We start from the raw sequence: 12,626 nt of genomic DNA, 5'->3' as shown, positions 1-12,626 counted from the left end.
TTGAATTATAATGATTGAAATAGAAGATGAATAGAAGATCCTTTATACAAAGCTTTGGCTTAATTACGGGCTGTGCCTTTATTACACTAAAATCAAGCGCTTTTGATAATTTAAAGCGGAATAAAACTATAAGCGGCAAAGTAAGTTCGGGAAAGAAGGGAATTGCTAATGTTGCTGTTTCTGATGGATTTTCGGTGGTGCTTACAGATTCAAGTGGAAATTATTCGATTACACCTCATGAAAGAGCCAGCAGTATCTTTATGAGTACCCCTTCAGGATATGAATTTAAAACTGATTATAATGTTGCCAGACAATATGAGAAGTTGGGCAGCAAAAATGAATATGATTTCGTGTTGCAACCGCTAAAGGTAAAAGATGATAAACATACTTTTATCATTTGGGCAGATCCTCAGGTTAAGAATAAAAAGGATGTGGCGCAGATGATGAACACTACTGTGCCTGATGTTCAGCAGCTGATTGCGTCTTTTCCAAAAGATACCCTAGTTCATGGCATCGGTGTAGGTGATCTGGTATGGGACGATCTCACACTGTTCAAAAATTATAATGAAGCGGTGAGCCAGATGAACATTCCGTTTTTTCAGGCACTAGGAAACCATGATATGGATTACCGTATGGGAGGAGATGAAACTTCGGATAAAACCTTCAAGGAAATGTATGGGCCAACCTATTATTCATTTAATCGGGGACAGGCACATTACGTTGTACTGGACGATGTGCGTTATCTGGGCAATGAGAGGGAATACGATGGTTTCATAACAGAAGATCAGCTCAACTGGTTAGAGAAAGATCTTAAACAGGTATCTAAAGACAGTTTGTTAATTATCAACCTCCATATACCGGTTTATAACCAAGTAAAAAATAATACTGATTTTTATGCTCTTTTAAAAGAATATGATAATGTACACATTATGTCTGGGCACACCCATGTGAATGCCAATAACATTTCCAATGGCATCTTTGAACATAATCATGGAGCCGTATGCGGAGCATGGTGGACTGGCCCGATCTGTGGAGACGGAACACCCAGGGGGTATGGGGTATACAATGTTGAAGGGAATCAGTTAAAGTGGTATTATAAAGCTACCGGAGAAGATAGAAACGAACAAATGCGATTGTATGTGGATAAACTTACAGATCAGATGCGATTGATTGTGAATGTGTGGAATTGGGATCCTCAATGGACTGTAAGTTATTATCTTGATGGAGAGACTCTAGGCTTAATGGAGCATCAATTGGGCCTTGATCCTATGGCAATTGAACTTTACAAGGGACCTGAATTGCCGAATCCGAGAAAGTTTGTTGAACCAAACCAGACTGATCACTTATTTGTTGCTCATTTTAAACCATCTGTAAAAAGGGTTAGGGTGGTAGTTAAGGATCGTTTTGGAACTGAGTATAAGAAAGAAATAACTGTTTAAGGTATACTTACTGTAGGATAATATCGTCATTCTGAATTTGCTTCGGAATGACGATTCCCACTTATTTAAAACTAAAGGTTACGATAGCCACATTAAAGTACGCTATAGATATGCTGCAGACACTTTCCGGGTAAATAAGCAGGAAGATTTATTAATGTATTTGTTTTCAGCATAAGTTTCTTTTCCCAATTTGCGAAGTGTCTTGTAATGGGATACCAATGCTGCTCCAAAAGTGGAACTTTCGATGTAAGGTAATCCAAATTCTGCTGCGGTTTCCTTAACAATCCCACCAATGGCAGGATAATGTATATGGCATACTTTAGGAAAAAGATGGTGTTCTATTTGTCTATTTAATCCTCCGCATAGAAAGCTAGTTAATTTACTGTCTGTTGCAAAGTTGGCTGTTGTTCTCATTTGATGCTCAGCCCAGGCCTCTTCAATATTGCCATGGGTATCCGGATTTGGAAAGCTTGTGCCTTCAACCACATGCGCTAATTGAAAAACAAGGCCTAATACAAGTCCCTGTGAAAATTGCATTGCTAAAAACCCAATTAGAAATTGCCACCAGGTGACGTCAAGTATTATTAACGGTAGGACTATAAATAGGAAATAATAGATTCCTTTGTAAAAAAAAAGCTTAAAATATTCAATTTTTGGGTGTGTTAAAACATGCTCACCTATTTTCTTTTGAAAGAATTTTTTATAGTCCTTTCTAAATACCCAAGATAGCATAGCAAAGCTGTAAAGTACAAATGCATAAAAATGTTGATAACGCTGAACTCTATTAACAGTTTCAGCATCTGAAAAACGAATTAGACCTGGCGCCACATCAATATCTTCATCATGTCCTGCAATATTGGTATAGGTATGATGTACAATATTGTGGCATATATTCCAAACATATGGGCTTGCACCAATTAGATTAAAAACAAAACTGAAGATTTTATTAACTGCCAAGTGAGGTGAAAGTGCCTTGTGGATGGCATCATGACAAACATTAAACCCGACAAAAGCACCAAACATACCTAAAATAATAGCTAGTAAAAGCATAATAGGGAGGCTTAAACTTGCAGTAAGAATTAATAAGTATGTACCTATTAGACCTGTAAGAAAAAAATACGCCTTAAACCACATTTGTCCATTTGCATAGGTAGAAACATTGTTTTCAGTAAAGTAAGCATCAACTCTTGAACGTACAGTTGCATAAAATGCAGATTTATTGGCATTAGTAAACTTGACCTTTTTCGTCATGAATTGTTCTCCCTCTTCTTAATATTGTCTATATCCCTATGATATTCAGCTAATGTACCATAAATATGCAGACATGGTGTAAACGTTATATTATTTAATTACGTTAATACTATGAGTTTAGATTTTCATCTATATTTACCGTGAATTAGTGATTCTATATAAATCATTAAAATTGGATGGATAACGTTAATATAAAGCAATTAGCTAAGGCACTAAATTTATCAACTTCAACAGTTTCAAGAGCTTTTAGAGATAATAGCGATATTAGTAAAGAGACGAAAGAGCGGATATTAACGATGGCAAAGGAGCTAAATTATCAGCCTAATCACCATGCCAGCAATTTAAGAGAGCAGCGAAGCAGAACTATTGCAGTAATTGTTCCTGAGATGGCAAATAACTTTTTCTCTCAGGCTATACATGGAATAGAGCGTGTAGCAAGAGAAAAGGGCTACCACATTCTGATCTATGCTACAGATGACGATTACCAAAAAGAAGTATCTTTTATCAGACATTTACATAATGGGAGGGCAGATGGAATTATAATGTCTGTTTCAGGTGAGGCTAATGACCATAATTATTTAAATGAGCTTACGCAAAAACGTTTACCTCTTGTTTTCTTTGATCGTGTTTACGAAGATATTATTACACCCAGAGTAATTACTAATGATTATGACAGTAGTTTTTCTGCTACCCAACATTTGATTAAGCAAGGATGTACCCGTATAGCTTATCTGGTTATCAATAAAAACCTTTCTATAGGTAAATTTAGGATGCAGGGATATATAGATGCATTAGTAAAATATAAGATACCTTACGATGAAGACCTTATAATTGATTGTACAAACAGCTACCCAAAAAATAATGTGATTTTGAAAAAGGTACTTACACAGTTAAAACCCGACGGTGTTTTTACTTCCGTTGAGCGCCTTGCATTTGCAACCTATTACGCTTGTTATGATTTAAAAATTTCTGTTCCTGAGGAGCTCAAAGTAATAGGCTTTTCTAGTTTGGAGATTGCTCCTTTATTGAACCCTTCATTAACAACAGTTACACAGCCGGCTACAAAAATTGGTGTCGAAGCAGCCTTGCTTTTGTTTAAAATGCTAGAAGATCCATCCTCGGTAAATCCAAATGAAAAGATCGTCCTTAATTCAAAACTAATCAAGAGAAGATCGACCGAAATCTGAGGTAAAACCTGAATAAAAAGAGTAACGATCCAGCATCCAAAAAACGATACTTTTTAACGAAAAAACAGAGCTGCTTTTTATGGTCTATTTTGCTTTTTTTTTTCAAAAAAAAATGGCGATTTTCTGATTTCACGCAGAATTTCATTCCAAATCATAAGGAGCGGCAGTAAAATATGTTGAAAACTTCGGGAACGTTCCCGGTAACGTTCCCGAAGAAATGATCAAAAATATGTAAGTGTAAAATATACACTAAATAGCTTTATTTTAATTTGTAAATTATTTATAATCAAATAATTATTAATTTTTTAGGTTGTTTTATGGAAAATTAGCTTGCAAATTTATAAAGCTATTTTTATTGTTTTGAAGTATAAAATATGGTGTTAAAAAAAAATATGATATAAAATTTTGATTTGTCAAGTGCGCTTGTAAATTTACCATAACTGTTACATACTGTTAACATTAACCAAATATTACACTAAAAAACGAGCCCAAATATGAAAGTATTTTACCTTACGAAGCACTGTCTTCTGGTGCTTTTAACACTAGCTGTTTTTGCAGCAAATGCACAAACCAGTTCACTAACTGGAAAAGTGCTCGATGAAACTGGATTGCCTTTGCCAGGAGCATCAATACAGATCAAAAGTTTAAATAAAAGTACCACTACTCCGGCCACTGGAATTTTTCAGCTAGGTGGGCTAAAGAATGGTGTTGTAATTGTTACTGTTACCTACATAGGTTATGAGACCCTTAATCAGCAGGTTACTATCAGCGGAAACACGAATGTAGATTTTAATTTAAAGCCAGACGCTCAAAATCTTAGCGAAGTGGTTGTAATCGGTTATGGTACTTCGGAGAAGAAGAACCTAACAGGATCAATTACCACTGTTAGTGCCAAAGATTTCCAGAAAGGAGCAATTACTACCCCAGAGCAGTTAATCCAAGGCAAGGTTTCGGGTGTAAACATTACCTCAAATGGTGGGGCACCCGGTGCTGGAAGTGTTATTAGGATTAGAGGGGGGGCATCTCTTAATGCAAGTAATGACCCCCTTATTGTAATTGATGGGGTGCCATTAAGTGGTAATACTATTGGTAATGCTCCAAGTCCACTTGCGTTAATAAACCCAAATGAGATTGAAAGCTTTACTGTACTAAAAGATGCAAATGCAACGGCAATTTATGGATCAAGGGCTTCTAATGGAGTAGTTTTGATCACTACTAAAAAGGGTTCTGCAGGTACGCCGGTAATTAATTTCAGCACAAATAATTCATATGCAACTATTGCAAAAAAAGTAGGAGTACTTTCTGCCGATCAGATAAGAACAGTTGTTAATGATAATCCAGATGTTAAATATGATGACAATCCTGATCATACATTTAAAGCTTTGCTAGGGAATTCCAATACGGATTGGCAAGATGAAATCTATAATAATTCATTCACAACAGATAATAATTTAAGTCTTTCTGGAGCTTTCCATGGAGTGCCATATAGGGTTTCTGGGGGCTATTTAGACCAAAAAGGATTGCTAATAACAGACAGATTAAAACGCGCTACTGGTGGGTTCGGAATTTCACCAAAGTTATTTGGTGACCACCTGAAAATTGACCTGAATTTAAAAGGATCATTAACAGAAGCTCATTTTGCAAATCAGGATGCGATACAAAATGCTATCCAATTTGATCCTACCCAATCAGTTTATGCAGAGAATAAGTACGGTAACTATTTTGAATGGATTCAGGGGGATGTTCCTAATCCGAATGCGCCAAGAAATCCAGTTGGATTGATCAGATTAAAAGATAATAACGGAAAAACTGAGAGAAGCTTTGGTAACGCGCAATTCGATTACTCTTTTCATTTTTTACCTGAATTACACGCTAACCTTAATTTAGGCTATGATGTTTCAAAAGGTTATGGAACCGTTCGTGTGCCAATATATGCAGCTCAGAGTGCAGCCACACAAGGCTCCTTTACACGATCAGTAGGCACTCAAAGAAATAAAGTTTCCGAGTTCTATTTAAATTATGCCAAATATGTCGAAAGTATTAAAAGCAAGTTCGATGTAACTGCAGGTTATGGATATTATGACAACTCATCTACTACATATAACTTTGCTAGTTACAAAGGTACCGGAGAAGTTATATCAACGCCAACTTTCCCGTTTGCAGTAGAGCGTGAAAAATTGCTTTCATATTATGGCAGGTTTGTATACACCCTTGCAGATAAATATATTCTATCAGCAACTATGCGTGCCGATGGTTCCTCGAGATTTGCAGAAGAAAATCGCTGGGGTTATTTCCCTTCTGTAGGTTTTACCTGGAGAATAATTGGCGAGGATTTTCTTAAAGACAGTAAAGTTTTGTCTGACTTGAAATTGAGATTAAGTTATGGAGAAACCGGAAATAAAGATGGAATTGGTAACTACAATTATTTGTCAAAGTACTATTCAAATACCGGGCAAGGACAATACCAGATTGGAGATACTCTTTACGACTATTATACACCAGCAGCTTACGATCCTGATTTAAGATGGGAAACCACTACAACCTATAACGCTGGTTTAGACTACGGTTTCTTTGATGGACGCATTTATGGTGGGATTGATGTTTATTATAAAAAAACAAAAGATCTATTATCGACTGTTGATATTCCTTCTGGAACCAATTTTAACAACAGGTTGTTAACCAATGTTGGTAATATGGATGTAAGAGGAGCAGAGGTTAATTTGAACTTTTCGGTAATCAAAGGTGAAAATGCCAACTGGGATTTTGGAGTAAATGCTGCCTACAATAAAAGAAAGGTAACCAATCTTTCTCTAAACCCTGACCCTAAGTTTATAATTGATGCGGGTGGTATCACAGGTGGTACAGGAATAAACCTAAAATACAATGCAATCAACCAGATTCCGGGTTCTTTTTATGTGTATAAACAAGTTTACGACTCAAATGATAAACCACTGGAGGGTGTTTATGCAGATTTAAATGGAGATGGTATTATTAATACGGGTGACCAGTATTTCTACAAAGCACCTGATCCTAAATTCACATTTGGTTTTAATACTTCTTTCAATTACAAAAAATGGACTTTAAGCACAGTTCTAAGAGCTAATCTAGGCAATTACATCTATGATAATGTTTCTTCAAATTTTGGTGTTAAAAGAAATATCCTAAGCCCTACAGGTTTGATAAACAATGCCACTACCGATATCTATAATACAAACTTTACTAATAACCAGTACCTAAGTGATTATTATATAAAAAATGCATCTTTTTTAAAGATGGATAATGCCGGGATTGCTTTCGACGCAGGAAGAATATCCAAAAGTAATAATATGACTTTGCGTATATCGGCTAATTGTCAGAACGTATTCGTAGTTACAAAGTATAAAGGCCTGGATCCGGAATCAATTCTAGGGATTGATTATAACCTGTATCCACGACCAAGAACATATACTTTAGGTTTTAATGTTGGTTTTTAATTAGAGAAATAGAATGAAAAATTTATATAAAGTATTAGCAGTTTCAACCATTGTATGGCTGTCTGTTTCTTCATGTAAGAAGAGTGATTTGAACTTAACACCCACCAATGATCAAATAGCGTCCAGCGTTTATTCAACACCGGCAGGTTATAAGCAAGAATTGGTGAAATTGTATGCAAGCTATGCCTTAACCCATTCAAGTGGCGCAACTGCTGAAAGTGATATAGGTGGCCTGAATCCTGGTTTTACCGATTTTTTAAGATTGTTCTGGATGTCGCAAGAGCTAACTTCAGATGAAGCAATTTGTTCTTGGAATGATACTGGAATTCCTGATTTGAATCAGATGACCTGGACTTCAGAAACTACATTTTTAAGAGGGTTATATTCACGCAGTATTTATCAGATTACTGTTTGTAATGAATTCCTTCGTGAAAGTACACCAGAGAAACTTTCATCAAGAGGGATTTCAGGGGCTGATGCTACGGCTATTCAGAAATACCGCGCCGAAGCCCGATTCTTAAGAGCATTTCAGTATTGGGTATTATTAGATGGTTTTGGGAATCCTCCGTTTATAACTGAAAACGATGTTATTGGTAAAGTTCCGCCTAAACAAATCAAGCGTACAGACTTGTTTAATTATGTTGAATCAGAACTAAAAGCAATTGAATCTGATCTTGCTGATGCCCAAACGAATGAATACGGCAGAGCTGATAAAGGTGCTGATTGGGCCCTATTGGCAAGGCTATATCTAAATGCAGAAATATACACCGGCACGGCAAAATACACAGAAGCAATTACCTATTCGAGTAAAGTTATTAATGGCGGTTATTCTCTTGCCAGTACTTATAAAAACCTATTTCTAACAGATAATAACGTTACAAGTAAAAATGAATTAATTCTAACCATTAATTATGATGGCATTCATACTCAGAATGATGGAGGAACAACATATCTTATCAACGCAGCTATCAATGGAGATATGAACCCCGCTTCTTTTGGTGTGCCAACCGGTGGGTGGGCGGGCAACCGTACTAAGAACCCCCTTCCTCTGATTTTTGGAGATTACAGCGGTAACACTGATAAAAGAGCGATGTTCTTTGGAACAAAGCTTGCCAACGATGAAATGGGTGTTTTCTCTGATGGTTTAAGAGTTACTAAATTTAGAAATGTAAACTCAGCAGGGGTTCCAGCTCCTTCGATTGAGGGCAAGTTTTCTTCTCTTGATTTTCCATTATTCCGCCTGGCTGAACAATATTTGATTTATAGCGAAGCTGTTACCAGAGGAGGCTCTGGCGGTAATGCAGCTCAGGCCCTTACTTATGTAAATAACCTACGTGAACGTGCTTATGGTAACACTTCCGGAAATGTGGCCTCTCTATCAATTCCTTTTTTCTTGGATGAAAGAGCCAGGGAGTTGTATTGGGAAGGTTTTCGTCGAACAGATTTAATCCGTTATGGTAAATATACAAATGCTTCGTATGTATGGCCATTTAAAGGTGGTGCTAAAGCTGGTACCGGAGTATCTGATACAAGGAATTTGTTCCCGATACCATCTGCAGATCTTATTGCTAATACAAATTTAGTCCAAAACGCAGGTTATTAATTTAACATAAAGAAGAATTATTGAGATGAAATCACTAATCATAAAATCCATTGCTTTAGGTTTAATAACCATAGGGCTTTGGTCTTGTAAAAAAGAGGAAACAAAGGTAGTTGCCTCCTCGGGTACCCCGGGAACTTTAAAGTCATCTGTATCTACATTGGTATTGGATAAGGCTAAGCTAAATACCGATGTAATTACACTTGATTTAACTAATGCATCATTCGGATATCAGGCTGGTATTACAAATGTGCTTCAATTGGCAGTTAAAGGGACGGACTTTAAAACACCTAAAGAAGTTGCCTTAGAAGCAAATGCACTCTCTAAAGTATTTAAGGGTGTTGATTTTAATAATTTGTTGCTGGCACTGAATTTATCATTTACTGAAAATTCAGAAATAGAAATGAGGATTAAGTCGTCAATTTCCAGTGCTGTAGCGCCGGTTTACAGTAATGCATTAACACTTAGTGCACGACCGTTCCCGTTAACTACATGGATTTATGTTCCTGGTGCATATCAGGGCTGGAATCCACAAACAGCAGACAGCCTAATTTCTCCTACAGGGAATGGTGAATTTAAGGGCGTAATTGGATTTACTCCGGGTAATCTTGAATTTAAAATTACGCCAGCTAAAAAATGGGATATTGCTTATGGAGATGCGGGGGGTGGTAAAATAAGTCCGACTGCAGGTGATAATTTTAAAGCTCCTGCTGCAGGTGCATTTCAGCTTTTTGTTGATTTAAACAAAAATCAAATAGAAATTACTCCAATAGTGTTTGCACTTATTGGAGATGCAACACCAAAAGGATGGGATGGAGATACAGATATGGCCTATGCCCATGGCGTTTGGACAGTTACAGCTGATTTAAAAATTGGTGAAATGAAATTCAGGCAAGATCATAAATGGGATGTGAACTATGGCGGTAGTGGTGGAACTGCAGTTTTTAATGGAGGCAATATTAAAGTTACTTCGGGAGGTAGTTATACCGTTACATTCGACGTAAACAATTTGAAGTATACCCTGGTTAAAAACTAACTTTCATATATAGATATTACCCCGCAATGCTCAATCTTTGCGGGGTATATATCGCCTAATCTCATATTTTTTATAACCGATTAAACTTAAAAAATGAGGAAATCATTTATTCTATTGTTTCTAGTCTTATTAACGACAAGGGTTAATGCCCAAAAGCTAGAACGTGTTGAACCTATGTTTTGGTGGGTTGGAATGTACAATCCCAAGTTACAACTTCTTGTACATGGCACTGAGATAGCTGCTTTAGAGGCAGAGATCAACTATCCTGGAGTGAAACTTGCAGAAATTCATAAAGTTGAAAACCCAAATTATCTTTTCCTTGATCTTGAAATATCCGCAGAAGCTAAGGCAGGTAAATTCCCGATTGTATTTAATAAAAATGGCAAAAAGAAGCTGCAATATGTTTACGAACTTAAAAACAAAGAACAATCTTCGTCCCGAATTCAGGGAGTAACAAGTAAAGATCTTATTTATCTGTTAATGCCAGACCGTTTTGCAAATGGTGATAAATCTAATGATGTAATAAAGGGCATGCGCGAAACTAAGTTGAATCGCGATTCGATGTATTACCGTCATGGTGGTGACCTGCAAGGATTAATTGGTAAACTCGATTATTTAAAAGACCTCGGTATTACCACCATCTGGATGACACCGGAAATTGAAAATGATATGCCACTTGCTTCATATCATGGCTATGCTGCTACCAATCATTATAAAATTGATCCGCGCTATGGCACCTTAGAGCTTTACAAAACATATGTTAATAAAGCACACGAAAAAGGGCTAAAGGTGATTAAGGATGTTGTGCATAACCATATGGGAACCGGTCATTGGTTCTATAATGATATGCCAATGAAAGATTGGGTTAATCAATGGCCGACTTATACACAAACCAGCTATCGTGATGAGCCTGTAATGGATCCGCATGCTTCTGAAACAGATAAGAAAAAAATGCTTGACGGGTGGTTCGTGCCTTCAATGCCAGATTTCAATCAGAAAAACCTATACGTTCAAAATTACATTACTCAAAATCACATCTGGTGGATTGAATATGCAGGTATTGATGGATTAAGATTAGATACTTATCCGTATAATGAACCTGAATATATGAGAGATTGGGCTAAAAAACTAAAGGCCGAATTCCCGACCCTATCTATTTTTGGTGAAACGCTTGTGAATTCTGTTGCAGCTCAAGCTTTTTTTACTGGGGGAAGCACCGTAAGGCCAGGCTTTGATACCGAATTGCCAGGAATAACCGATGCGGTTATCAAAAATGCAATTTATGAAGCCTTGAATGGGAAGTCGGGATGGACTGATGGGATCTTTAGGCTTTACACCACCATTGCTCAAGACTTCCTTTATAAGGATGCAGACCAGAATGTAGTCTTCCTTGACAATCATGATATGAGTAGGTTTTATTCTATGGTTGGTGAAGACCTTAATAAATTCAAAACAGGTATGTCTATTTTATTAACCATGCGCGGAATACCTCAAATCTATTATGGCACAGAAATACTAATGAAAAACTTTTCTAACCCTGATGGATTGGTGCGCTCTGATTTTCCAGGTGGATGGGAGGGAGATAAGACTGATAAATTTACAAAGAACGGTCGCACGGTTCAGGAAAATGAAGCATGGAATCATATCAGTATTCTTGCCAACTATAGAAAAGGGAGTATAGCATTGCAAACAGGTAAGTTAATGCAATTTGTACCTGAAGATGGATTGTACACTTATTTCAGATATACTGAAGTTGGTAAAAAAGATGTCATGATTGTTGTTAACACGGAAGATAAAGTAAAAGAGTTAGATACCTCTCGTTTTGAGCAGCGTCTCTCAAAGTTTACTTCTGCCACTAATGTCCTCACAAAAGAAAAATTAGGCAGTATTAAAACCATTTCAGTTCCCGCAAAAACAACACTTGTTTTAGAATTAAACTAGATGCAACATACACAACAAATAGCCTGCATATTCGATCTTGATGGAGTATTGGTAGATACAGCAGTTTATCATTATAAAGCATGGAAACAGCTGGCCAATTCATTGGGCTTTGATTTTACTCAATTGCAAAATGAGCAATTAAAAGGAGTAAACAGAATGCGTTCATTAGAAATGATTTTGGATTGGGGTGGTATGCAGAAATCTGCTGAAGAAAAAGAAGAATTAGCAAGTCTCAAAAATTCATGGTATGTAGCTATGATCAATAAAATGACAACAGATGAGGTGCTGCCTGGTTCTTTAACATTATTAACCGAATTAAAATCTTCAGGTATAAAAATCGCTTTAGGATCGGCAAGTAAAAACTCATCTATTATTTTACAGCGTACCAATCTTGCACATTTCTTTGATGCAATTGTGGATGGTAATTCAGTAACAACCTCCAAACCAGATCCAGAAGTTTTTTTGAAAGCGGCAGAAATGTTAAATACAGAACCTGAAAACTGTGTTGTATTTGAAGATGCGCAAGCAGGGGTAATGGCTGCACTTGCTGGAAATATGAAAGTTATTGGAATAGGTGATGAAGAACATCTGAAAGAAACGCACTTAATAGCAAAAGACTTGTCAGAGATTACACTTAGTAAAATCCTTGCCCTAAGGAATAATTAATTTGAAAATGCATAAGGCCAATTAACATTAACT

At 36.6% G+C, this 12,626-nt stretch carries 8 protein-coding genes; 7 read left to right on the top strand and 1 reads right to left on the bottom strand.

Going from position 1 to position 12,626, the window contains the following annotated elements:
• Positions 1-26 precede the first annotated feature (26 nt).
• Positions 27-1,439, top strand: coding sequence for a calcineurin-like phosphoesterase C-terminal domain-containing protein (locus tag HQN86_RS14055; RefSeq protein WP_172661544.1), 1,413 nt, complete (start codon positions 27-29; stop codon positions 1,437-1,439).
• Between the two features lie 102 nt (positions 1,440-1,541).
• Here the strand turns inward: HQN86_RS14055 and HQN86_RS14050 are convergent, their stop codons facing one another.
• A complete protein-coding gene (locus tag HQN86_RS14050) occupies positions 1,542-2,690 on the bottom strand; it encodes a fatty acid desaturase family protein (protein WP_172661543.1) in 1,149 nt (382 codons plus the stop codon).
• Between the two features lie 176 nt (positions 2,691-2,866).
• Here HQN86_RS14050 and HQN86_RS14045 point away from each other — a divergent pair, with 176 nt between their 5' ends.
• The 6 genes from HQN86_RS14045 to pgmB all read left to right on the top strand — a co-directional run bounded on the left by HQN86_RS14045 (position 2,867) and on the right by pgmB (position 12,593).
• Positions 2,867-3,877: a LacI family DNA-binding transcriptional regulator gene (locus HQN86_RS14045; RefSeq protein ID WP_172661542.1), complete on the top strand. Its 1,011-nt coding sequence runs from the start codon at positions 2,867-2,869 to the stop codon at positions 3,875-3,877.
• Between the two features lie 494 nt (positions 3,878-4,371).
• Positions 4,372-7,350 carry a SusC/RagA family TonB-linked outer membrane protein gene (locus HQN86_RS14040; protein ID WP_172661541.1) on the top strand — a complete coding sequence of 993 codons (2,979 nt, stop codon included), beginning with the start codon at positions 4,372-4,374 and terminating at the stop codon, positions 7,348-7,350.
• Between the two features lie 13 nt (positions 7,351-7,363).
• The gene (locus tag HQN86_RS14035; protein WP_172661540.1) at positions 7,364-8,953 is read left to right on the top strand and encodes a RagB/SusD family nutrient uptake outer membrane protein; all 1,590 of its coding nucleotides are present in this window, start codon (positions 7,364-7,366) and stop codon (positions 8,951-8,953) included.
• A gap of 25 nt (positions 8,954-8,978) precedes the next feature.
• Positions 8,979-9,986 carry a SusE domain-containing protein gene (locus HQN86_RS14030; protein WP_172661539.1) on the top strand — a complete coding sequence of 336 codons (1,008 nt, stop codon included), beginning with the start codon at positions 8,979-8,981 and terminating at the stop codon, positions 9,984-9,986.
• Between the two features lie 93 nt (positions 9,987-10,079).
• Complete coding sequence (locus HQN86_RS14025; RefSeq protein WP_172661538.1) at positions 10,080-11,927, top strand: glycoside hydrolase family 13 protein; 1,848 nt, start codon at positions 10,080-10,082, stop codon at positions 11,925-11,927.
• Positions 11,928-12,593, top strand: a complete 666-nt coding sequence (pgmB, locus tag HQN86_RS14020; protein ID WP_172661537.1) for a beta-phosphoglucomutase — start codon at positions 11,928-11,930, stop codon at positions 12,591-12,593.
• Positions 12,594-12,626 lie beyond the last annotated feature (33 nt).

The sequence above is a fragment of the Pedobacter panaciterrae genome (assembly GCF_013204795.1).
Taxonomy (GTDB): Bacteria; Bacteroidota; Bacteroidia; order Sphingobacteriales; family Sphingobacteriaceae; genus Pedobacter; species Pedobacter panaciterrae.
This window is presented reverse-complemented; position numbering and strand designations above follow the sequence as displayed.